This is a genomic window from Asticcacaulis sp. EMRT-3 (assembly GCF_030027245.1).
Classification (GTDB): domain Bacteria; phylum Pseudomonadota; class Alphaproteobacteria; order Caulobacterales; family Caulobacteraceae; genus Asticcacaulis.
The window spans coordinates 1,590,291-1,612,178 of the sequence record NZ_JASERT010000001.1 but is presented as its reverse complement, the minus strand read 5'-3'; the positions used below and the strand labels follow the sequence as shown (position 1 = coordinate 1,612,178).

At 62.0% G+C, this 21,888-nt stretch carries 18 protein-coding genes; 9 read left to right on the top strand and 9 right to left on the bottom strand.

The annotated features are described in order from the left end of the window. Window positions 1-302 precede the first annotated feature (302 nt). Window positions 303-1,394 carry an acyltransferase family protein gene (locus QB905_RS07770; protein WP_282974141.1) on the top strand — a complete coding sequence of 364 codons (1,092 nt, stop codon included), beginning with the start codon at window positions 303-305 and terminating at the stop codon, window positions 1,392-1,394. A gap of 4 nt (window positions 1,395-1,398) precedes the next feature. On the opposite strand, the gene nadC is transcribed toward QB905_RS07770, so the two are convergent. The 3 genes from nadC to nadA form a co-directional block, all read right to left on the bottom strand. Continuing rightward, window positions 1,399-2,247: a carboxylating nicotinate-nucleotide diphosphorylase gene (gene nadC, locus QB905_RS07765; RefSeq protein ID WP_282974139.1), complete on the bottom strand. Its 849-nt coding sequence runs from the start codon at window positions 2,245-2,247 to the stop codon at window positions 1,399-1,401. Further along, a complete protein-coding gene (locus QB905_RS07760) occupies window positions 2,247-3,794 on the bottom strand; it encodes an L-aspartate oxidase (protein WP_282974137.1) in 1,548 nt (515 codons plus the stop codon). Before QB905_RS07760 ends, nadC begins: the two co-directional genes overlap by 1 nt. A 178-nt stretch (window positions 3,795-3,972) precedes the next feature. Continuing rightward, window positions 3,973-5,061, bottom strand: coding sequence for a quinolinate synthase NadA (gene nadA, locus QB905_RS07755; protein ID WP_282974135.1), 1,089 nt, complete (start codon window positions 5,059-5,061; stop codon window positions 3,973-3,975). 274 nt (window positions 5,062-5,335) lie between these two features. Between nadA and QB905_RS07750 the strand changes: the two genes are divergently transcribed. Beyond that, complete coding sequence (locus tag QB905_RS07750) at window positions 5,336-5,797, top strand: Dps family protein (protein ID WP_282974133.1); 462 nt, start codon at window positions 5,336-5,338, stop codon at window positions 5,795-5,797. Window positions 5,798-5,988: 191 nt separating this feature from the next. Beyond that, window positions 5,989-6,420 (top strand): alternative ribosome rescue aminoacyl-tRNA hydrolase ArfB, encoded by a 432-nt coding sequence (arfB, locus tag QB905_RS07745; protein ID WP_282974132.1) that lies wholly within the window; start codon window positions 5,989-5,991, stop codon window positions 6,418-6,420. A gap of 15 nt (window positions 6,421-6,435) precedes the next feature. On the opposite strand, the gene QB905_RS07740 is transcribed toward arfB, so the two are convergent. After that, window positions 6,436-7,578, bottom strand: coding sequence for a glycosyltransferase family 4 protein (locus tag QB905_RS07740; RefSeq protein ID WP_282974130.1), 1,143 nt, complete (start codon window positions 7,576-7,578; stop codon window positions 6,436-6,438). A 258-nt stretch (window positions 7,579-7,836) separates the two neighbouring features. Beyond that, complete coding sequence (locus tag QB905_RS07735; RefSeq protein WP_282974128.1) at window positions 7,837-9,045, bottom strand: pyridoxal phosphate-dependent aminotransferase; 1,209 nt, start codon at window positions 9,043-9,045, stop codon at window positions 7,837-7,839. A gap of 277 nt (window positions 9,046-9,322) precedes the next feature. Here QB905_RS07735 and QB905_RS07730 point away from each other — a divergent pair, with 277 nt between their 5' ends. Further along, window positions 9,323-10,072 carry a TVP38/TMEM64 family protein gene (locus QB905_RS07730; RefSeq protein WP_282974127.1) on the top strand — a complete coding sequence of 250 codons (750 nt, stop codon included), beginning with the start codon at window positions 9,323-9,325 and terminating at the stop codon, window positions 10,070-10,072. A 142-nt stretch (window positions 10,073-10,214) separates the two neighbouring features. Here the strand turns inward: QB905_RS07730 and QB905_RS07725 are convergent, their stop codons facing one another. Next, entirely contained in the window at window positions 10,215-10,352 is a 138-nt protein-coding gene (locus QB905_RS07725; protein ID WP_282974126.1) for a hypothetical protein, read from the bottom strand. On the opposite strand from QB905_RS07725, the gene QB905_RS07720 reads away from it, so the two are divergent. The 5 genes from QB905_RS07720 to rodA all read left to right on the top strand — a co-directional run bounded on the left by QB905_RS07720 (window position 10,351) and on the right by rodA (window position 16,718). Then, entirely contained in the window at window positions 10,351-11,394 is a 1,044-nt protein-coding gene (locus QB905_RS07720) for a rod shape-determining protein (RefSeq protein WP_282974123.1), read from the top strand. The genes QB905_RS07725 and QB905_RS07720 overlap by 2 nt on opposite strands. Window positions 11,395-11,642: 248 nt before the next feature. Next, entirely contained in the window at window positions 11,643-12,890 is a 1,248-nt protein-coding gene (gene mreC / locus QB905_RS07715) for a rod shape-determining protein MreC (protein WP_282974122.1), read from the top strand. Window positions 12,891-12,895: 5 nt separating this feature from the next. Next, the gene (locus tag QB905_RS07710; protein ID WP_282974120.1) at window positions 12,896-13,498 is read left to right on the top strand and encodes a hypothetical protein; all 603 of its coding nucleotides are present in this window, start codon (window positions 12,896-12,898) and stop codon (window positions 13,496-13,498) included. A 9-nt stretch (window positions 13,499-13,507) separates the two neighbouring features. Then, window positions 13,508-15,544, top strand: a complete 2,037-nt coding sequence (mrdA, locus tag QB905_RS07705) for a penicillin-binding protein 2 (RefSeq protein ID WP_282974118.1) — start codon at window positions 13,508-13,510, stop codon at window positions 15,542-15,544. Between the two features lie 7 nt (window positions 15,545-15,551). Continuing rightward, window positions 15,552-16,718, top strand: coding sequence for a rod shape-determining protein RodA (gene rodA, locus QB905_RS07700; protein ID WP_282974117.1), 1,167 nt, complete (start codon window positions 15,552-15,554; stop codon window positions 16,716-16,718). Window positions 16,719-16,963: 245 nt separating this feature from the next. On the opposite strand, the gene pip is transcribed toward rodA, so the two are convergent. The 3 genes from pip to QB905_RS07685 all read right to left on the bottom strand — a co-directional run bounded on the left by pip (window position 16,964) and on the right by QB905_RS07685 (window position 21,675). Next, on the bottom strand, window positions 16,964-17,962 hold the full coding sequence (gene pip / locus QB905_RS07695) for a prolyl aminopeptidase (RefSeq protein ID WP_282974115.1): 999 nt from the start codon (window positions 17,960-17,962) through the stop codon (window positions 16,964-16,966). A 61-nt stretch (window positions 17,963-18,023) separates the two neighbouring features. Continuing rightward, window positions 18,024-19,001: an N-acetyl-D-Glu racemase DgcA gene (gene dgcA, locus QB905_RS07690; protein WP_282974114.1), complete on the bottom strand. Its 978-nt coding sequence runs from the start codon at window positions 18,999-19,001 to the stop codon at window positions 18,024-18,026. 4 nt (window positions 19,002-19,005) lie between these two features. Beyond that, window positions 19,006-21,675 (bottom strand): coiled-coil domain-containing protein, encoded by a 2,670-nt coding sequence (locus QB905_RS07685; protein ID WP_282974113.1) that lies wholly within the window; start codon window positions 21,673-21,675, stop codon window positions 19,006-19,008. Between the last annotated feature and the right edge of the window lie 213 nt (window positions 21,676-21,888).

The following is a 21,888-nucleotide window of genomic DNA, read 5'->3' as shown; positions in this document are numbered from 1 at the left end:
TTAGACTTTATCTTATACCTCCCCGAATTTGCCTTCAAATTTGGGGAGGGGGACCGCGAGCCGACTCATGGGTATGCCGCGCAAAGAATGGCTCGTGGTGGTGGGGATTCTGACTTTAGAGCAAGATGACTTTAGATAGACTCGTCATCTCGCTCTAAGTCTTTGCTTACGCATCATGTTTTTCCAAAAAGTGGCACCCACTTTTTGGCATGATGCTCTGGGAGCGCATCCCAAAAAAATTTTAACAGCTTTGGCCTAAACTCCTTCGCGTGAAGCCGTTTTTATTCTCCTCTCCCGGCCTCGTGTCGAACAGACCCGTAACGCAGCGCACCGGCGGCGCGTCGCTTGATGTGCTGCGCTTTCTCGCCGCCCTGTTCATCCTGCTGTTCCACTATGGCAGTACGGCGCCGCGCGATCTGGAAACCCTGCTGCCGGTCTTCCGGCAAGGCTGGCTGGCCACCGATTTCTTCCTCATGTTGTCGGGCTATGTGCTGATGCGCGCCTATGGCGAACGGCTGGTGCATTCGCACATGCGACGCACGCACTTCTTCCTGCGCCGGTTTGCGCGCCTGTGGCCGTCGCATATTCTGGTGCTGCTCGCCTTCGGGGCGTTCGTCATGCTGTCGGCAGCGGTGGGGCTGACGCCGAAACACCCGGAAAAATATGGCGTTTTTGCCTTTATAGCGCAGGCCTTCATGGTGCATGGCTGGGGCATGTTCAAAGAGCCCTCGTGGAATGTGCCGACCTGGACGATCTCGGCCCTGCTGGTCTGCTATGGCCTGTTCAGCTTTTACGTGCCCTATGTTTACCGGCTGAAACGCTGGCAGATGGCGCTGATCGCAGTGCTGGTGCTGGCCGGGGCCGATCTGCTGGCCCTGCTGCTGGTGCACCATCCCTATGTTGATGTGCCGTTTGAATGGGGGCTGCTGCGCGCCATTCCGCTGTTCGTGATCGGCAGCCTGATCGAGCGGGCTACAGCGGGCCTGACGACATCGAAAGCGGTTTTCTGGCTGGGCGCGGTGGGGGCCTTGATCGCCCTGCCGCTTTTATGCCTGCTGCCGCGCAATTTCGGCCTCGACACATTGATGCTGGCCTTACTGGCGCTGGTTCTGGCGGTTTCGGGCGGGGTCACCTTCCGCGAAACCGTGGTGACTCAGCGCATGGGACGGGCTTCGTTCGCGCTGTTTCTCGTCCATTCGCTGGTGGGGGCGATCTGGTTCGGGCTGGCGGCCAAATTGGTCAGCCATTTCGGACTGGGCACGGCGGCGCAATGGGGCCTGTGGGGCTTTGGCGTCGCCCTGGCCATCGCGGCGGCCTTTGTGTTTGATGCTCTGGTCGATAAGCCTCTGAGCCAGTATGTGTCGCGCTTAAGCTTCGTCAAGGGCGGCGTCTGAGATTCTAAACCGCGTCCAGTCCGATGTCGAAATTGGGTGCGGAGTGGGTGAGCGCGCCCACCGAAATCACATCGACGCCGGTTTCGGCGATGGCGCGCACGGTGTCGAGATTGACGCCGCCGGACGCCTCCAGAAGGGTCTTTCCGGCTGCCAGCTTCACGGCTTCTGCGAACATATCGATGGTGAAATTGTCGAGCAGCAGCACATCGGGGCCAAAGGGCAGGGCCTGTTTGAGCTGGGAAATCGAATCGACCTCGATCTCGATCTTCATCGTGTGGCCGACGCCCGCCTTGGCGCGCTGCATGGCTGCCTCCACCCCGCCGCAGATGGCGATGTGGTTGTCCTTGATCAGGATAGCGTCGTCGAGGCCATAGCGGTGATTATGTCCGCCGCCGCAGCGCACGGCATGTTTTTGCAGGCCGCGCAAATTGGGCAGGGTCTTGCGCGTGCAGACGATCTTGGCAGGCAGGCCATCGACGATTTCGACATAGCGCGCGGTCAGGCTGGCTACGCCCGACAAATGGCAAAGCAGATTGAGCGCCACGCGCTCGGCGGCCAGTATGGCGCGCGCCTTGCCCTCGATGCGGGCGATCACATCGCCGGGCTTGACCGCGCTGCCATCGGGCAGCAGCGTCTCAAAGCGAATGTGCGGATCCATCATCTCCAGAGCGAGGCGGGCGCAGTCGATACCGGCGCTGACGCCGGTCTGGCGCGCCCGGAATTCGGCCTGAAAGCGCGCCTTGGGCGGGATCACCGCCGCTGCCGTCACATCACCGGCCCTTCCCAAATCTTCCAAAAGTGCTGCGCGTACAACGGGTTCGATCAGAAGGTCAGGCAGTCCGGTCATGTTCATCAGGCGGGTTCCCTCGATGGTGAAAGTGGCAAGGCAGGTTTCACAGCGTTCCAGTCCGTAGAGGTGCGCTTGCCCGTCGTTTCGGTGTGCGGGAAGTCGCTGCGGTAATGAGAACCGCGACTCTCGCGCCGATGCAAGGCCGAATCGACAATCAGGCGTGCGGACACCAGCGCCAGGGCGCCCGGATGGGCCTGATCAAGCTGGTCGATCAGGGCCAGAAGCGTCTTCAGGCCCGCTTCGTCGCGCACCAGACCGGCATAAAGGCTCATGGCGTCGCGCAGAGTTTGCAGGTCTTGCGGCGGCAGTTGCGGCGGCACGGCGGGCTTTATAGCATCGGCCGGATCGGGCTTGAAATCGGCGGCCAGACCGGCGACGGCGGCCAGACCGGTGCGTTCGCCAAAGGCGGCGGCCTCTAACAGACTGTTGGAAGCCAGACGATTAGCGCCGTGTACGCCGGTGGAGGCGCATTCGCCGACCGCATAGAGGCCGTGAAGCGAGGTGCGCCCGTCGATATCGGTCTTGATGCCGCCCATATGATAGTGGGCGGCGGGGGCCACCGGCATGGGTGTTACGCGCGGGTCGAGCCCCTGTGCCATGCACGAGGCGAAGACGGTCGGGAATTCCTCGGCGAAATGCGCGCCGATGGCTTTCGTGGCGTCGAGGAACGCGCCGCCGTTTCTGTCGGCCGTGAAAACGGCGCGGGCCACGATGTCGCGCGGGGCCAGTTCGCCATCGGGGTGGTCGTCGAAAGCAAACCGGCGGCCATGCGTGTCGATCAGGGTGGCGCCTTCGCCGCGCAGGGCTTCGGTGGCCAAGGGGGCCGGATCGAGGCCGAATTTCAGCGCGGTCGGGTGGAATTGCACGAATTCGGGATCGGCGATCTCGGCCCCCGCCAGAGCGGCCATCGCCATGCCTTCGCCGCGCAGGGCCGCCGGATTGGTGGTGACGGCGTAAAGCCCGCCCGAACCGCCCGTGGCCAGAATGACGGCGGGGGCATAGATTTCGATCACCTGATCGCCGCGCCGGATCAAAGCGCCGATGACGGTTTTAGCGTCCGATTTGATAAGGCCAAGCGCCTGTGCGTTTTCCCAGATTTCGATATGCGGCGCGGCCTGCACGGCGCGCACCACGGCTTCGAGGATTGCCTTGCCGGCCAGATCGCCGCCGACGCGCGCCACGCGAGCCAGACCGTGCGCGGCTTCGCGGTTGAGCACAAAGCCGCCTTCGGGGGTGCGGTCAAACGGCGCGCCGAGATCATTGAGGTGGCGCACGGTGGCGGGCCCCGCCTCAGTCAGGGTGAGGGCGGCCAGATCATCGACGATCCCGGCACCGGCATTGCGCGTGTCGCTGGCGTGGGCGGCGGGGGAATCTTCGGCGGAAAGCGCCGCGGCGATACCACCCTGGGCCCAGGCCGACGAACAGGCCTGACCGAGGCTGACCGGTGACAACACCAGCGTCTTATGCGGCGCGCAGGCCAGAGCCGTGGACAGGCCCGCCAGACCTGCGCCGATGATCAATGGGCCGTTATGGATATAGACTTCGGCCATGATGGCCTCCTTAAGCTTGCCCCCTCCGTCAGCGACACCGGCTCTTCGAGCCTCGCGCTGACACCTCCCCCGCTTCGCAGGGGAGGATCAAGGGGTGGTTCTGATCCTCCCCTGAGAAGCGGGGGAGGGGGCGGGCGAAGTCCCGCCGGAGGGGGCGCTACAGTTTGTAGATGGACAATTACGAGATCATTTCCACATCAACATGATGCCTTGCCTTGACCATGTCGTAGCGGGCGGGGGTTGCCAGCGGCGGCATGTCGATCATGCGCTGCACGGCTAGGGCGGCGCGCGGGATAATGGCCGGATCGACCGTCACCTCGAACTGATGCAGGCGCAAACTGTCATAAATGCCTTGCAGGGTAATGCGCTTCATGTGCGGACAGAGGTTGCACGGGCGCAGGAATTCGACGCCCGGCGCATCGGCGGTGACATTATCGGCCATCGAACATTCGGTGATCAGCACCACCTGAGCGGGCTTGTTTTTCGTTACATAGTCGCTCATCGCCGTGGTCGAACCGGTGAAATCCGACGCCGCGATCACATCGGGCGGGCATTCCGGGTGGGCCAGCACCACCGCGCCGGGATGGGCCTTGCGCACCTCGGCAATATCTTCGGCATCAAAGCGTTCATGCACTTCGCAGGCTCCGGCCCAGACGATGATTTTAATGTCGGTCTGGCGGGCGACGTTCTTGGCCAGGAACTGATCGGGCAGCATGATGACCGTATCGACGCCCCATTGCCGCGCAATATGTTCGACCACCTGAACCGCATTGGCCGAGGTGCAGCAGATGTCGGTTTCAGCCTTCACATCGGCGGTGGTATTGACATAGGTGACGACCGGCAGGCCCGGATAGCGCTGCTTGATCAGCCGCACCTGCTCGCCGGTAATGGATGAGGCCAGCGAGCAGCCGGCGCGCAGATCGGGGATCAGCACCGTCTTTTCGGGGGCCAGAATCTTCGAGGTTTCGGCCATGAAATGCACGCCGCACTGCACGATGATGGCGGCGTCGGACTTGGCCGCTTCGCGCGCCAGACCGAGTGAGTCGCCAACATAATCGCCAACGCCGTGGAAAATATCGGGCGTCATATAGTTGTGCGCCAGAATGACGGCGTTCATTTCGCGCTTCAGCCGGTTGATGGCGGCGATCAAAGGGGCCTGAATCTGCCATTCCAGCGGCGACACCTTGCCGCTCAGCCGGGCATGGATCGCACGGGTTTCAGCTTCCACCTCAGGGGTGAAGTCCAGCGGCAGGGCTTGATCCAGCATGAGCGGCTCCTTAAGACGGCTCGTGGGCGGGGCAGTCATCACTTATGCTCAATTTAAGCATAAGGTAGCTATAAAATAGTCACTGCGGCGTATGATGCAATATGCTTTTGTCGTAAAATCATCACGATTTATGACAACAGCCGTGATCGGGCGCCTTTTTCGGCCTGTGCAGACATACCAGAAATGCGGTGATTATTGGCCGCGATACACCTTGAATCCTTACAGGTCGGCGTCATATTGATGGGCATCATCACCGTCCAGAAGGAGCATTCACATGGCGAAAGAAACCGGCGTCGATCACAACAAGACCGTGGCCCACGAACTGTCCAAGGTTCTGGCTGACACCTTTACCATCTATCAGAAGACACATGGCTACCACTGGAATGTGCGCGGCCCTAATTTCCGTGGCCTGCACCTGTTGCTGGAAGAGCAATATAATGAAATCTGGACTTCGGTGGACGAGATCGCTGAACGCATCCGCGCTCTGGGCGAGGTTGCGCCGATGGGTTCGGACGCCTTCGGCAACCTGACCTCGATTAAGGACGGCGATCCGTCGCTTTCGGCGGATGCCATGCTGAAGGATCTGGTGGCCGGTAACGAAGCCACAGTGGCGACGCTGAAAAAGGCCGCCGAAATGGCTGATGAGGCGGGCGATATTTCCACCAACGACCTGTGCACCCAGCGCATCACGGCGCATGAGAAGCATCTATGGATGCTGAAAGCCTCTTTAGCTTAAAGAATTCGCGTGAGGGCGGCCTGCGAATTGGCGCTTGTCTGCGCTTCCGGTGCTCACCTACACATTTAAGGTGTGCGAACGCTTTGCTCCTTGAGCACGGTAGGCTCCGCTCCGTTGCTCGAAAAGCGCCATTCTCGGCTCGCCCTGACGCGAATCCGGACAGAGCTTAATTTTTCTGATAAGGGCGCGGCATGGTCTATATCACGCCGCGCCTTTCTGTACCTGACGATGAGTTGCACGAAACCTTCGTGCGCGCCTCGGGCGCGGGCGGCCAGAATATCAACAAGGTTTCGACGGCGGTGGAACTGCGCTTTTCGATCGTCAACAACTGGAGCCTGCCTTACGACATCAAGCAGAGGCTGACCAGATTAGGCGGCCGCCGGGTGACGCAGGAGGGCGAGCTGGTGCTGTTCGTCCAGACCCACCGCACGCAGGATATGAACCGCAAGGCGGCATTGCAGCGCTTCGTCGAACTGGTGCAAAAGGCCGCCGAACCGCCGCCGCCGCCACGCATCAAAACCAAGCCGACGCGCGGTTCGGTGCAGCGTCGGCTGGTGGGAAAGGCGATCCGGGCTACGGTCAAGGCCGGACGCGGGCGGGTCGATCCCGAAGACCAGACCTGAAATCAAACGTCTGAATCAGGCCTGGCTGACAGCCGTCGTGCCTTTGACCGGGGCGGCCAGCAGACGTTCACGCAGGCGCATCCAGCCCAGGCTGTAAAAAGCGAGGACGCAGGCCAGGGCAATGAAGCGAATATCGGTATGGTAACGCCAGTCGATCAGCCGGGCTGCCAGCCCCACCCCGCTGGAGGCGGCGATCAGGAGCCAGATTCGCCAGGCCAGCCGCAGATGGCTGGGGTCGCGCTTTTGCAGCCAGAGCTGATAGAGGTGCTCCTTATGCGGACGCATCAGATTCTGGCCATGACGGGCACGCACGATCAGGGTCAGCACCACATCGACCAGCAAAGGCGCCAGCACGAAGCCGCCGATCCACACCGAACCAACGCCGTAAGCGCGCACCATCAGGGTGAGGCCGGTAATCAGGGCCCCGCCGAACAAGGAACCGGCATCGCCCTGAAAGGCGAGTGCGCGACGGGTGCGGCCCGGCGGCAGGTTGAACGGCAGAAAACCGAGATGCGCACCGATAGCGCAGACGGCGATGACCAGCGGCAAACCGAGCCAGGCCCCAATCGGGCTGAGGGGGGCCAGCAGCAGGATCAGCAAGGCAAACACCGCCAGCGCAAGGGTCTGGCTGCCGACGGCCAGACCATTGGCGCCGTCCATGAAATTTATGGCATTGATGCCGAGAACGAGCCAGAGGGTGCTGCCTGCGATACTCACCCAGACCGGCAGGTTCAGGATCAGGCCGGGGCCAAAATCGAGCTGGGTGACATGATAAAGGCTGGAAAAGGCCAGGCTGAGCACGACCTGAAAGCCGAGCCGCAATCGGGCTGGCAGGTCGAACACGTCATCGAGCGCCCCGCACAGGCCCATCAGGCTGGCGAAGGCGAGCAGCAGCAAACCGTCACGCGCGCCGCCCGGAATCTGCGCGCCGAAAAGCCAGACGACCAGCCCGACGGCCAGCGCCGTACCGCCGATCATAGCCAGACCTCCGCTGGTCGGGGTGGGCTGGTCATGGGCACCGCGTTCGCGCGGGCAATCAATCGGGCCTCCGCGCATCACCAGCCATGACAGAGCTGTCGTCACGACAATCGCCGCCGCGAATCCGATCAGCAGGATCAAAGGTGAAACCAGCCAGGTCGAGAGCAGGTGAAGCATCATGTGTGACCTGTATCTCCACGTTTCCCGGCATTCGGATCGCACGAACGCCGGTTACCCCCCAATGACCCGGCCCGGAACCCGGCCCTGAGATTCGGCCCCCGCCGCTTCAGGATTATAAACGGCGACAGAAGGCTCTGCCGCCGTTTTTTTGTCAAGTCGCGTCTTTTCGTGAGCCTGCCCGTTTATTTCAGGCTGGCGCAAAAGCGTTGCCCGCGTCAGCTTATTTCAAGCTGGCGCAAAAGCGTTGCCCGCGTCAGCTTATTTCAAGCTGGCGCAAAAGCGTTGTATGCGCGAGCAGGCTTCGGTCAGCACCGATTCCGACGTGGCGTAGGAGATGCGGAAGAAGGGCGACAGGCCGAAAGCCGCGCCGTGAACGACGGCGACCTCTTCCTGTTGCAGCAATTCACCGGCGAAATCCTCGTCGGACTCGATGATCTTGCCCGAAGGGGCCTGCTTGCCGATGCAGCCCGCTACCGACGGATAGACGTAGAACGCGCCTTGGGGCGTGGGGCATTCAATGCCCTTGGCATTGTTGAGCATGGCCACCACCAGGTCGCGGCGCTTACTAAAGATGGCGGCGCGCTTCGGGATGAAATCCTGCGTGCCATTGAGCGCTTCCACCGCCGCCCACTGGGCGATCGAGCAGGGGTTGGAGGTCGATTGCGAGATAATCTTCGACATGGCCTTGATCAGGGGCTCAGGGCCCGCGCAATAGCCGATGCGCCAGCCGGTCATCGAATAGGCTTTCGACACGCCGTTCATGGTCAGGGTGCGCTCATAAAGCTCCGGCACCACCTGGGCGATGGTGGCATATTGCACGCCGTCGAACAAAAGATGCTCATACATGTCGTCGGTCAGGATCCAGACCTGCGGATGGCGCTTCAGCACCTCGCCCAGCGCCTTCAGCTCATCGGCCGTATAGACGGCGCCCGAAGGGTTGGACGGCGAGTTGAGGATCAGCCACTTGGTCTTGTCGGTAATGGCGGCTTCCAGGGTTTCGGGCTTCAGCTTGAAGCCGGTTTCCATTTCGCCGACCGCGATGACCGGCGTGCCACCCGCCAGCAGCACCATGTCGGGATAGGATACCCAGTAGGGGGCGGGCACGATCACTTCGTCGCCGGGGTTGAGCGACGCCATCATGGCATTATAGATGACGGGCTTGCCGCCAGGCGACACCGAAACCTGCGTGGTCTTGTAATCAAGGCCGTTTTCGCGCTTGAACTTGGCGACGATGGCCGCTTTCAGTTCGGGAATGCCGTCAACATCGGTATAGCGCGTTTCGCCGCGCTTGATCGCCTTGATGGCGGCGTCGCAGATGTTTTCCGGCGTGTCGAAATCGGGTTCGCCGGCAGAAAGACCGATGACCTTCTTGCCCTGGCGAACCAGTTCACGCGCCTTGGCGGAAACGGCCAGTGTCGGCGAAGGCTTGATGCGCTTCAGGGTATCGGATTCGGAAAAATTGGCCATAGGTTTGCTCGACTGCTGAACGGCCCTTGGATCGGGGCCCGAGGAAAAATGCAGGCCTCTCTTTACGCGCCCCGTTTCGTTTGTCCAACTCTCTTCCGTCTTCATTTTGCAAAAATCTCTCATGAGGGGCGGGCATGTGCGGCTCAGGCAACGCGCCTCGTTGCATCTGTTTCCAGTTTCCGGCTCAGCCTGACGACAGGACGTAATTTTCGGTGCCATCACCGCAAAAGCGGTGCTATGGACGGATCAGTTTAGCCTCCAAACGATAAAGTGTGCAATGCACAACAAGCTTCAACATATATGGCGGCGTGTTACGTCCTTTTTCGTCAATCTCGACGCCAGGGCCGTGCGCGCCGTCTGGGCCAGCCTGCTGCTGCTGGCGCTGATGGCTGTGGTCTTCCTGATCGGCAAATCGCCCTGGGGGCAGGCGGTGACGCAAGATCTCGAACACTGGATGGCCACCTACCGGCATTCGCCGCTGGCTGTGCTCATTGTCAGTCTGGTCTTTTGCGTATCGGCCCTGTTCGGCGCGCCGCAATTCGTGCTGATCGCCGCCTGCGTCGTGGCTTTCGGGCCGGTGTGGGGCTTTGTTTATTCGTGGGTCGCCACCCTGATCTCGGCGGTGGTGACCTTTTATATGGGGCGCTTCGCCGGGCAGGGCCTGCTGACGAAATGGGGCGGCAAACGGCTAGATCGTCTGTCCTCCTATCTGGGACGCAACGCCTTTACGGCTTCGTTCATCGTGCGCAATATTCCTTCGGCGCCGTTTATCGTCGTCAATATGGCTTTTGGCGCCTCGCGCGCTTCGTTTCCGGGCTTTCTCGCCGGCTGTGCATTGGGCGTCCTGCCCAAGACGGCGCTGGTGACCCTGTTTGGCTCGTCCTACAGCTCGCTGCAAAAGGGGGGGGACTGGAAGATGGCGCTGGTCATGGCCGGTCTGGCCGTGGTCTGGCTGGGCGTCATGCTGGCGGCGCGCAAGGTCTATGAGCGTGGCCGCCACAGGGCCGAGCAGGGCAAGCGGCCCTAAGCCGTGGTCTTTAATGACATTTTCTGTGATCATCAACCCGGATATATGTAATAATCAAGCGTTTTCAATTGCTTGAAAAAATCCCTTGTGAGTTGAAACTATCTTTTTGACATGGGGCCTGTCTAGGGCCTTGAAATTGCTTTCAGTTAAGGGCAAGTGAGGTCATCCGGGCGCACAGAAGCTGAGTCCAGGCCTTTTCATCGCTCTTGGCCTGGCACAGCGGATCGTCCGGCTTCCCGAATTTCCCTCCTCGCGCGGCCCCAAGGTAGTTATCGTCCATGCTAAAATCCTTCTTCGGCAGTTTTTCCAATGATATTGCCATCGACCTGGGAACCGCGAATACGCTGATCTATATGAAAGGGCGCGGCATCGTGCTCAATGAACCTTCGGTGGTGGCGCTGCGCAATGTCGGCGGCCGCAAGGTGGTTCATGCCGTCGGCATCGAGGCCAAGCAGATGCTGGGCCGTACGCCGGGCCATATGGAGGCCATCCGCCCGATGCGTGACGGTGTGATCGCCGATTTCGAAGTCGCCGAGGAAATGATCAAGCATTTCATCCGCAAGGTGCATAACCGCAAGGGTTTCGTGAACCCCAAGGTGATTGTGTGCGTGCCTTCGGGCGCCACCGCCGTTGAGCGCCGCGCCATCAATGATTCCTGCCTCAATGCTTCGGCGCGCCGCGTCGGCCTGCTCGACGAGCCGATGGCCGCCGCGATCGGTGCGGGCCTGCCCATCCATGAGCCGACCGGTTCGATGGTGGTCGATATTGGCGGCGGCACGACCGAAGTGGCGGTTCTGTCTTTGTCGGGCATCGTCTATTCCAAGTCGGTGCGCGTCGGCGGCGACAAGATGGACGAGGCGATCACCAATTTCATGCGCCGCAACCATAATCTGCTGATCGGCGAAACCACCGCCGAACGCATTAAAAAAGACATCGGCACGGCGCGCGTGCCACACGATGGCGAGGGCATGTATATTGAGGTCAAGGGCCGCGACCTGATGCAGGGCGTGCCGCGCGAAGTGCGCATCTCTGAGCGTCAGGCGGCGGAAGCCCTGGCTGAACCGGTGGCGCAGATCATCGATGCGGTCAAGGTGGCGCTGGAAGCCACGCCGCCCGAACTGGCCGCCGACATCGCCGACAAGGGCATTATGCTGACCGGTGGCGGTGCTTTGCTGCGCGGCCTCGACGTCGAAATCCGCGACCAGACCGGCCTGCCGGTATCGGTGGCCGAGGATCCCCTGTCATGCGTGGCCATCGGCTGCGGGCGCGTGCTGGAACATCCGCGCTGGATGAAGGGCATTCTCGACGCCACGATGAGCTGATCTGATCGGAACCGTCAGCCCATAAGAGCTTTTTCGGCGCAGTTTTTGCACCATGTCCACAAAATGGACGCAAGTCTCCGGCATAAGCCCTTGTTAAGGCGAATCGCGCAGACTTTTCTTGTGACGCTCTCCGATGGGCAAAATGACTTTCCACCCGCAGGTCGTTGCGCTCTAATCTTTGTTATGATGCGCGTCTGAATCCGAAAGTGCATTGCGCTTTCGGGATGCGCTGAAGGGAATCAGGTCGCGTGTCTTACGGGGACAATAATAAGCATTTCGAGCATCTGAAATTGCCGGTGACCTGGACGGTCATGGGGCTGGTGGCGGTGATCTGCGTCGGGGCGGCGCTGATGTTTCTGGGCGACCGGCGCGGTCAGGACGAGGCCACGGCCTATGGCAACCGCTCAGGCTTCGATGCGGCGGCAGGGCCGGTCAATAATGTCCTGTCATGGCCCGTTCACAAGATGGGCGACGGCACCAACTGGATCGACGACTATTTCTTCGCCGTGCGCGAAAACCGCCTGCTCAAGAAGAAGGTGGCCGAGCTTAACCAGTATCGGGACGCCTATACCGAACTGAAAGACCTCAATACGCGCTATGAATCGCTGCTGAAACTGCGCACCGATCCGCCGGTCGATATGGTGACGGCGCGTTCGGTTTCGGTATCGCGCGGCCCGTTCGCCAATAACCGCCTGATCAATTCCGGTTCGCAGGACGGCATCCGCTTCGATAATCCGGTCATCACCGATCAGGGACTGATTGGCCGCGTGGTCGGCATATCGGCTCACGTCAGCCGCGTGCTGATGGTGACCGATATTTCCAGCCATGTGCCGATCATGATCCTGCGTTCCGATGGCCGCGCCATGATGAGCGGCGATGGCGGTGGCTATCCCAAGCTGGAATGGGTGCGCGGCAAGGATACGGTGCGTCCCGGCGATCAGGTGCTGACCTCAGGCGATGGCGGCGTCTTCCCGCGCGGCCTGCCCGTCGGCGAAACGGTCAAGGGCGTCGATGGCGTATGGCGGGTGCGCCTCTATGCCAACCGTGCACCAATCGATTTCGTTAAAGTCCTGCTTTATAAGGATTTCTCACAACTGCCCAATGCCGATACATTGCTGCGCACACCGTCGATCAGCGATCTGCTGCCGCCGCCACCCCTGCCGCAGGTGGCCGGGTCGTCGGCTGCGGCATCGGGATCTGCGGCGTCTCATGCCGCTGTCGACAGCGCGCCGGAGGCTGCAAAGCCGTCGCCTGCCGTCCCGGCTCACGCTTCGCCCGCGCCGGTGGCTCCGGTGAAAACGCCGGTGGCGCCGAAGCCCGCCGTGCCGCACAGTTCGGCCAGCGCGTCTGCGCCACGGCCATCCGCCAGCAAACCTGCCGCCAGCAAGGCGGCTTCGGGCTCGGCCAGCGCTTCGCACCATGCGGCGTCCGAAGCCCTGCCGGTCACGCCGGAGCTGAAGCCCTTCGTGCCGCCCGCCTCGGCGGGACAGGAATAGCCGTGATGCGTATGCCGTCGGTTCCCGGTATGAAAAAGGCTGCGGGCGCACGCCGCGTCATGTCGGCGCGCGGGCCGGTCAATGCGGGCCTGCGCGGGGGTGTGGCGGCGCGGATCATCACGCCGTGGGACTGGATCATCGTGCCCGCCCTGTTGAGCTTGGCCCTGACCATCGTTCTGGCCACCGCCTGGCAACCGTTCGGCTTTTATCTGCCCGAACCGGTTTCGCCCTTCATCCTGGCCTTTTCCTGGGGACTGATCCGGCCCTCCTTCATCGTGCCGTTTATTCTGGCCGGGCTCGGCCTGTTCCTTGATATGTTCTGGGGCGCACCGCTCGGTTTCTGGACCCTGCCGCTGATGCTGGTCTATGGCGCGGTGCTGATGCTGCGCAGCTATCTGTCCGGTCAGGACAATCTGTTCATCTTCGGCATTTTCATGCTGGGCCAGTTGCTGTTCTTTACCCTGGCCACGGTGATGATGACGCTCGATGCCGGTGCCGTGCCGCGCCTGTGGGGCGTGGTCGAGCAGATGTTCGCCACCACGCTTTTATTTCCTTTCGTTCTGATACTGCTGGAAAAATACCTCCACGCAGATGTCAGATTCATGTGAGGGCAGGGCATGGCTGAACCTTCCATTGTTTTCACCGATGTCAATGAACGCCAGGGCACGTTTAATCGCCGTGCCTTCCTGATGGGCGGGGTGACGGCGTTCGGCCTGTTCGCCCTGACCGGACGGCTGGTGCATCTGCAAATCCTGCAAGGCCAGAAATACGCCAAGCTGTCGGCGGGCAATCAGTATAATTTCCGCGTCATTCCGCCGCCACGCGGCCAGATTCTCGATCGCAACGGCAAGGTGATCGCCGGTAACCGGCCGTCCTTCCGCGTGATGATCGAGGTCAATGAGGTCAAGGACATTGACGACACGCTCGATCAGGTGTCGTATATCCTGCCGCAGACGGCCGCCTCGCGCCGCCGCATCTTACGCGACATCAACCAGAACCAGCGTTCGGTGCCAACCGTGGTGGCCTCCGACCTGAGTTGGGATGATTTCTCGCGCGTCAGCATTTACGCCAATGATATTCCGGGCGTGGTGGCCGATATGGACGAGTTGCGCGCCTATTATTATGGCGGCGCCTTTTCGCACGTCGTTGGCTATGTGTCGAAAATCAACGACAAGGATCTCAAGCGCGAACTGGCCCTGCCAGACGCCGACCCCAGCCTGCTGCACCATCCTTCGTTCCGTATTGGCAAGCAGGGCATCGAAAAAGCCTATGACCACCAGTTGCGCGGCAAGGCGGGCGGCAAGAAGGTCGAGGTCGATGCACGCGGTCAGGTGGTCAAGGAAGACCCCGCCGGATCGATCCCGCCCGTGCCGGGTGAGGACATCGTCCTGACGCTCGACGCCGATTTGCAACAGCGCGCCGTCGATGTGTTCGGCGAGGAATCGGGCGCGGCGGTGATGATGGATTGCCGCACCGGCGATATATTGTGCATGAGCTCGTCACCGGGCTTCGATCCCAACCTGTTCGTCTCCGGCATTTCGAGCGAAACCTATAAGCTGCTGGCCGATTACGACCACCTGCCTTTGCTCGACAAGGCGATTGGCTCGACCTTTGCGCCCGGGTCAACCTTCAAGACGATGGTGGCGACGGCGGCGCTGGAAAACGGCTATGATCCGGCCACCATCCATGTCTGTAACCGCCACTGGTCGTTCGGCGGCCATGTCTTCTCCTGCGATCAGGCGCATGGCGCGCTTGACCTGCATCAGGCCATCGTCACCTCGTGCGACATCTATTTCTATCAGTGCGCCCTCAGCATGGGCGGGCCGGATAAGGTGGCGGCGGTGGCCAACAAGTTTGGCCTCGGCGAAATTTTCGACATCGGCATCAGCGGCCAGCGCGCCGGTCTGGTGCCGACCATAGCCTGGAAGAAGGATTATTTCGCCAAGAGCAATCCGGCCAATACGCGCTGGTGGCCGGGCGAAACGCCGAGCTTCGGCATCGGCCAGGGCTATACCAATGTCAATGCTTTGCAAAACTGCGTGATGGTGTCGCGGCTGGCCAATGGTAAAAAGGCGATTTTGCCGCGCCTGGTCAAATCCATCGGTGGGGTTGAGCAAAAACGGGGCGATGATGTGCCCGATCTGCCGGTCAATCCGGCCCATATCGATTTTGTCCGCGCCGCGATGGCGGATGTCACCGGGGCGGGCGGCACGGCGGCAGGCGTGGCCGATCTGGGCCTGGGGCCGATCAAGATGGCCGGTAAAACCGGTACGGCACAAGGCTACAGCTATAAGGGCGGGCGCGGCGCGCACGGCGCGGTCGGCGACTGGAAACTGCGTGACCACGCCTGGTTCGTGGCCTTTGCGCCGGCCGATGCACCGCGCTATGCCTGCGCCGTCGTGGTGCAGCATGGCGGCTGGGGCTCGACGGCGGCGGCCCCGAAGGCGCGCGAAATCATGCGGCTGGCCCTGATCAAGGATCCCGAAATCCGCCAGCGCATCACCGTGCCCTATACGACCGAAATCGACCGCGCCGGTATGGCCGCCGCCTCGAAGGCCGCCGCCACCGATCCTGACGCCGTGCCCCCGCCCAGTGACGCGACAAGCGACGCGCCAGGCGCCACGGCGGGCGGCAGCACCGATACGAAATTGTGAGATAGCGATGGCCGATTCCGCCCTTTCCCGCCCCGGACAGCGTGAGCGCTACGATTCCAAGCTGATGCAGATCAACTGGCTGTTCGTGGCGCTGCTGGTGGCCCTGACCGGGATCGGCATCATGATCCTGTACAGCGCAGATGGCATGAGCTGGCAGCCCTGGGCCTATAAGCAACTGATCACCTTTGCCGTTTGTCTGATTCTGATGCTCGGTCTGGCCCTGGTCGATCTGCGCATGTGGCTGTGGCTGTGCTATCCGGCCTATGCGGTGCTGCTGATGTTGCTTGTGCTGACGGCAATGATCGGCTCGGTGCATATGGGCGGACAGCGCTGGATCGATCTGGGGCCATTGCCGCCTTTCCAGCCTTCGGAATTTATGAAGCTGGCCCTGGTGATGGCGCTGGCGCGTTTTTATCATGAATGCTCGGCCAAGGACGCCAATTTTTCGTGGAAACTGCTGATCCCGGCGGGACTTATCCTGTTGCCGGCGGCCATCGTCATGAAACAGCCCGATCTCGGCACGGCCATCATGATCGTGCTGATCGGTGGTACGGTGATGGTGCTGGCCGGTCTGAACTGGAAGGTGATCGCGCTGGGACTGGCGGCCATGATACCGGCCGTGCCCCTGGCCTTCCATTTCGTGCTGCACGATTATCAGCGCAAACGCATCCTGACCTTCCTGCACCCCGAATCCGATCCATCGGGCGATGGTTACCACATCCTGCAATCGAAGATCGCTATGGGTTCGGGCGGTCTGCTCGGCAAGGGGCTGGGGCTGGGCTCGCAAAGCCAGCTTAACTTCCTGCCCGAAAAACATACCGATTTCATCATGTCGGCCGTGTGCGAGGAACTGGGCTTTATCGGCGGTTTAGCCGTCTTTTTCCTGTGCGGCGTGATCATCCTGATGGCGCTGCGCATGGCTTCGGTATCGCATTCGCATTTCGGCAGGTTGCTGGCGGCAGGCATGACGGCCACCTTCGCCATCCACGTCATGATCAATGGCGCGATGGTGATGGGGCTGTTCCCGGTGGTCGGCGTGCCCATGCCGCTCCTGTCCTATGGCGGCTCGGCCATGCTGATGATCATGACCGGTTTCGGCATGGTGCTGGGCGTGCGCGTTCACCGCTATCAGGAGTTGCCACGGCAAGCCTCGATTTTTTCAAGATTTGAGTAAGGCTTTGCCCCGTGACGGCGTGAAGCGTTTTAAATTGAACCACAGAAAACACGGAAAACGCGGATCGCCGCTTCGCGGCATCAAGGCATAGGGGGGCGACTCAGAACAGGGTCAAGGGCCTTAAGTCCGTGTTTTCTGTGTTTTCCGTGGTTCAAATCTTGCTTTTTACTTGGCCGAATAGAGAAGGCGCTGAGCGCAGATTTCGTGCTTATGGCTTTGCGGAGCTTCATTCCTCGGCCAAAAACCTACTTTACCAGCAGGGTCAGCGCTTCGTCGGCAGCGGATACCAGCCCTTCCAGAATGCCGGGGTCGCTGGATGAATGACCAGCCTTCTTGACCAGTCTGAACTTCGCTTCCGGCCAGGCGCGGTGCAAATCCCAGGCCGTGGTCATCGGCGTGACCACATCATAGCGGCCCTGCACGATCCAGCCGGGGATGTGGCGGATGCGGTCGATATTGTCCAGCACCCAGTTATCGCTTTCGAAAAAGCCGCCATTTTGGAAATACCAGCTCTCGATGCGGGCGAAAGCCACGGCGAAATCGGGATCGGAGAATTTCGAGGCGGCGTCGGGCGGGCCATCGATCGACAGGGTATCGCCTTCCCAGCCGCTCCACGCCAGGGCGCAGCGGATGCGCTCGGTCTTGTCGGCACCGTTCAGGCGTTTGACATAGGCGCTCAACAGATCGCCGCGTTCGGCTTCGGGGATCGGTGCCAGAAAGCCTTCCCAGAGGTCGGGATAGAGCTGGCTGGCGCCCTGCTGATAGAACCAGTCCAGCTCCTGTTGGCGCACCAGAAAAATGCCGCGCAGGATCAGGCCCTGCACGCGGTCGGGATGTTTGAGCGCATAGGCCAGCGACAGGGTGGAGCCCCATGAGCCGCCGAACACCACCCATTTCTCGATACCGAGACGCTGGCGCAGGGCCTCAATATCGGCCACCAGATGCCAGGTGGTGTTGTCGTCGAGCGATATATCCTGCGAGGCGTGCGGCGTCGATTTTCCACAGCCGCGCTGGTCGAACAGGATAATGCGATAGCCATCGGGATTGAAATAGCAGCGCAGATTGGGCGACACGCCGCCGCCGGGCCCGCCATGCAGCACCACCACGGGCAGACCTTCGGGATTGCCGCACTGCTCATAATAGATGCGATGCTTGCCGCCGGTCGGCATATGGCCGGCATCATAGGGGGCGATGTCGGGATAGAGGCCGCGCGGCGCGCTTTTGGTTTTCACGGAATCGGTCATGTCTTAACGGGCTTGAGGTTTCTCCTACTAAGCCGCAAAACGTGCTGAGCTACAATAGCTTTTAGCCCCAAAGTTCAGGCTTTGGCGGATGCAGGATCGAGCCGGTGATCTCCAGCCCGTGTTCGCGGTCGCGCGCCAGCAGAAGCGGGCCGTCGAGATCAACATAGTCCGCGCCCTGCGCCACCAGCATGGCCGGGGCCATCGAGAGCGAGGTGGCCACCATGCAGCCGACCATAATCTCAAGCCCTGCCGCCTTCGCCTCGTGTTTCAGCGCCAGGGCCTCGGTCAGGCCGCCCGCCTTGTCGAGTTTGATATTGACGCATTTATAAAGCCGGACGCAGCGGGCCAGTTCGGCGCGGGTATGCAGGCTTTCGTCGGCGCAAAGAGTGACCGGGCAATCATAGCCGTTGAGGGCTTCGTCCTCGCCGATCTTCAGCGGTTGTTCGATCAGCAGAACGCCGAGCGCCTTCAGATCGGGCGCCAGTCTCGTCAGGTCGTCGAAGTTCAAACCCTCATTGCCATCGACGATCAGGCGCGCTTTCGGGGCGGCGGCGCGCACAGACGCAACCCGGTCGATGTCACCGGGGCCGCCGATCTTGAGCTTGAGCAGGGGGCGGCGGGCATGGGCGGCGGCCTGTTCGGCCATCGCTTCGGGGGTATCGAGGCTCAAAGTATAGGCGGTTTTGAGCGGGTTGAGCGCTGCAAGTCCCGCCGTGCGCCAGGCCGGAATGCCGGAACGCTTGGCATTGAGATCCCACAGGGCGCAATCGAGCGCATTGCGTGCCGCGCCGGGCGGCAGCAGGGTCTGAACGTCTTCAAGCGTCAGGCCGCTCTCGATGCGGGGCCGCACGGCTTCGAGATCGGCAAGACATTGCTCCAGGCTTTCGCCATAGCGCGCATAGGGTACGGCCTCGCCCTGACCTTGATGCCCCTGATCTTCGAGCGCGACATAGAGGACACGCGCCTCGGTTTTCGAGCCGCGTGCTATGGTAAAACGCCCGGCGATCGGGAAGGTTTCATCACGCAGGATCAGGCGCATGGGATCAGATCAGGTCGCTGATGGCGGCGTCGAACAACAGATAGGCGCGCCCGCCCGCGCTGCCGAACAGTTCGCCCAGCGCCTGCGGCTTGTCGCGCGCCATCAGGGCCATATTGACCTGCTGGTCATAATAGCCAATGAAATCGGTCGCTTGCTGACGCATAACGGCATCCGATACGAGGCGGCGATTGAGGCGGCGAATGGCGGCGGGGGCCACGCGGCGCACCACCAGCCTGGCCCCTTCATTGTCTTCGGCCAGGATGGCGGCGACGGTTTCATCGAGCCGCGCCCGGCTGAGCAGGGCGGTGGCGTCGATACCCATCGCGCTGATTTCGGCGGCCATCACCTCATCGAGACTGTCGAATTCCGGGTCGGGCGGGGGGTGCGGCGCGGGTGTGGAAGGTGTTTGCGCGGCGGTTTTCGGCTGTTCGCGGCCCTCCATGCCGCCCAGCAGTTCGCGCCACGACCAGCCCTCCTGACCGCGCTGCGGACTGGGCTGGGACGGCTGGGCGGCGGGTGGGTGCGTGGCCGGGCGCGTTTCGGCGCCGAGCGGCGACAGGCGCAGGCGCGAACCGACGGGTTGCGCCGGTGCAGGAGCGGGTGTTGGGGCGGGCGCTTCGCGGCGGCTGCCGAAGGTGCGGCCATAGTCGCGCTCGCGGGCGGGCGTCTGCAATTCGAGCGGTTCGGCGGTGGAAAGGGCGCCGTGCATCGGGCTGTCACCGGAAATGACCCCCATCAGCCGCACGGCTTCGTTGAGCATGTCATAATTGCGTTTGACGCGATCCTGAAAGGCCGCATCGACGGCCTCGGTTTCCTCGGCGGCCTTTTTGGCGGCGGCCATCGTGGCGGCGATACCCTCCTCGACGCTCCTGCGGATGTCGGCGATGCGCGCCTGCGCCACGGCAGGCAAGCTGTCGGCGCTGCCGGCGATCTCATTGAGCGCGGCGTGCACCTCGGCCAGGGTTTCGCGCGTATGGACGAAGCTGGCGTCGAGGCGCTGAGCCGTCTGGTCACCGGCGCTGGAGATCAGTTCGGCGGAATCCTCAATCAGGCGGCGGGCGGCGGCGAAGCGGGCGTCGAACACCTCATCGGCCTTCTTGCTGGCCTCGAAAATGGTTTCGTTGAGGCGATCGACGCGCATCTGCGCCGTCTGAGCGGCGTCACCGGCGGCGCGTCTGGCCTCGGTGGCGGCGATATTGAGCTGTTCGAGCGAGCGGCGCGTTTCTTCGACCAGATCGTCACGCGCATCGGCGGCCATGATCGAAATATTGGACAAGGTGGCGTGGATGCGCGTTTCAAAAGCCGTGCGCTCGTTCTCGGCGGCGGCATTGACCGCCTGAAAATGCGATTGCGCCTGCACCAGGATGTCGCGCAAAACATCGATGCCGCGCGCCGAGGTTTCGCCGAGATCGACCGTGGCGACGCGGGTAATGGTCAGCGCCTCGGTGAGCTGGGCGCGCTGGTTTTCGATATGGACGGCGAAATCTTCCTGATCGGCGCGGAGCGAAAGCGCCGCCGAAACGAGGCCCGCGCGCTGCTGTGACAGGCCGTCCTCGACGCTGCGGATCTGGTCGGACACGCCGGAGCCCGCCGTTTCCAGCCGTACGGTCTGCCGGTCGAGATCCTCGCTGGCGGTGCGCGCCGCATTGGACACATCGGCGGCGGCATTGATCATCTGACCGGCGCTGGCGGCCAGACTGGCCTCAGCTTCGCGCAACTGCGTCTGGGCCAGATCGGAGGCATCGGCCACCATGCGCGCCTGCCGTTCGGTGGCCTCGACAATGCCATTGGCCTGCGCGCCCAGACTTTCGCTGAGGGCGGCAATGGCTTCGCGTTCGTTTTGCAAAGAGCGTGTGATCGATTGCGTGCTGGTGCGGGCGATCTGGGCGGCGTCCTGCAAACGGTCGGTTTCGGTTTTGAGACGGCCGGACAGTTCGCTGATGTCGGCATGGGCCAGCCGCACGGCGCGCACGGCATGATCGACCTGGGCGCGCAGAGCCTCGACCAGACTGCCGGTTTCGGAGGCCGCCACGAGAGCCGGGGCCGACATGGCGTCGGCCAGTTGGGCGGTGCGGCGGGCTTCGCGCGCCAGGGCGGCGGCATTGCGCAGGGCAAAGGCCGAGGCAAACACCAGACCGATGGGGAAGAGGGCGAACAGGGCCAGTATGGCCAGGGTGAAGGGCTGGTAGGCAAAGGCGGTCAGGTGGCTTTGCGCACCCAGGGCAAACGCCACCAGACCCATGCCCCATAACAGGCTGATAAAGGTGGCCGCGCCCCAGAAATAGAAGGGGGGCATACCGGTGGTTTTCAGCACGCCTTCGGGGCTGATCTTTTGCGCGGTCAGGTCGCGGGTTTCCTTACGGGCAGGCGATTTGACGGGCTTTTCGGCCCTGACCGGCGGCGCTGCGGGCGGTGGGGGCGTAACGGTGAAGGGTTCGGGGATGGCGAAATCCTTGTTGGCGGCGGCCTTCGTGTCCTCTGGTGCTGTGACGGATGGATGAAGAGGCGCATCGAGAATATCGTCGGCGGGGTCGCTGTCGGAAGCCTCCATTTCGGCGTCGTCTTCCATATCGTCACCCTCTTCGCCGGAGTTCGCGTCCGTCATCGCCTCGTCCTGACGGGCGCGGCTTTTCGCTCTCTCGGTGAGGTTCAGTGGCGGACGTCTCGATTTCATGCACTCTTTCCCGAAGCTCCGCTGCCGGAGCCGAACAGCCAGATTTTGCGAGAGACCCGATTTTCTGAGATATAAGAAGGGTTTCCCTCGTCAGGCGAAAGCTATCCTTTGGCGTGAAGAATGGCAAAGCTTTTTGTAGCCAAGCGGATAACAAACCCGCACTTCATGCCGCTTCGCCAGGTTCCGGGCCAAAACTATTATGGCGGGGCTGGC

What these genes read in the sequence shown, in the direction of transcription:
- nadC (WP_282974139.1), bottom strand. Translation starts at nt 2,247, where the DNA reads ATGAACATGACCGGACTGCCTGACCTTCTGATCGAACCCGTTGTACGC.
- QB905_RS07760 (WP_282974137.1), bottom strand. Translation starts at nt 3,794, where the DNA reads ATGGCCGAAGTCTATATCCATAACGGCCCATTGATCATCGGCGCAGGT.
- nadA (WP_282974135.1), bottom strand. Translation starts at nt 5,061, where the DNA reads ATGCTGGATCAAGCCCTGCCGCTGGACTTCACCCCTGAGGTGGAAGCT.
- QB905_RS07750 (WP_282974133.1), top strand. Translation starts at nt 5,336, where the DNA reads ATGGCGAAAGAAACCGGCGTCGATCACAACAAGACCGTGGCCCACGAA.
- arfB (WP_282974132.1), top strand. Translation starts at nt 5,989, where the DNA reads ATGGTCTATATCACGCCGCGCCTTTCTGTACCTGACGATGAGTTGCAC.
- QB905_RS07740 (WP_282974130.1), bottom strand. Translation starts at nt 7,578, where the DNA reads ATGATGCTTCACCTGCTCTCGACCTGGCTGGTTTCACCTTTGATCCTG.
- QB905_RS07735 (WP_282974128.1), bottom strand. Translation starts at nt 9,045, where the DNA reads ATGGCCAATTTTTCCGAATCCGATACCCTGAAGCGCATCAAGCCTTCG.
- QB905_RS07730 (WP_282974127.1), top strand. Translation starts at nt 9,323, where the DNA reads ATGCACAACAAGCTTCAACATATATGGCGGCGTGTTACGTCCTTTTTC.
- QB905_RS07720 (WP_282974123.1), top strand. Translation starts at nt 10,351, where the DNA reads ATGCTAAAATCCTTCTTCGGCAGTTTTTCCAATGATATTGCCATCGAC.
- QB905_RS07725 (WP_282974126.1), bottom strand. Translation starts at nt 10,352, where the DNA reads ATGGACGATAACTACCTTGGGGCCGCGCGAGGAGGGAAATTCGGGAAG.
- QB905_RS07710 (WP_282974120.1), top strand. Translation starts at nt 12,896, where the DNA reads ATGCGTATGCCGTCGGTTCCCGGTATGAAAAAGGCTGCGGGCGCACGC.
- mrdA (WP_282974118.1), top strand. Translation starts at nt 13,508, where the DNA reads ATGGCTGAACCTTCCATTGTTTTCACCGATGTCAATGAACGCCAGGGC.
- rodA (WP_282974117.1), top strand. Translation starts at nt 15,552, where the DNA reads ATGGCCGATTCCGCCCTTTCCCGCCCCGGACAGCGTGAGCGCTACGAT.
- pip (WP_282974115.1), bottom strand. Translation starts at nt 17,962, where the DNA reads ATGACCGATTCCGTGAAAACCAAAAGCGCGCCGCGCGGCCTCTATCCC.
- dgcA (WP_282974114.1), bottom strand. Translation starts at nt 19,001, where the DNA reads ATGCGCCTGATCCTGCGTGATGAAACCTTCCCGATCGCCGGGCGTTTT.
- QB905_RS07685 (WP_282974113.1), bottom strand. Translation starts at nt 21,675, where the DNA reads ATGAAATCGAGACGTCCGCCACTGAACCTCACCGAGAGAGCGAAAAGC.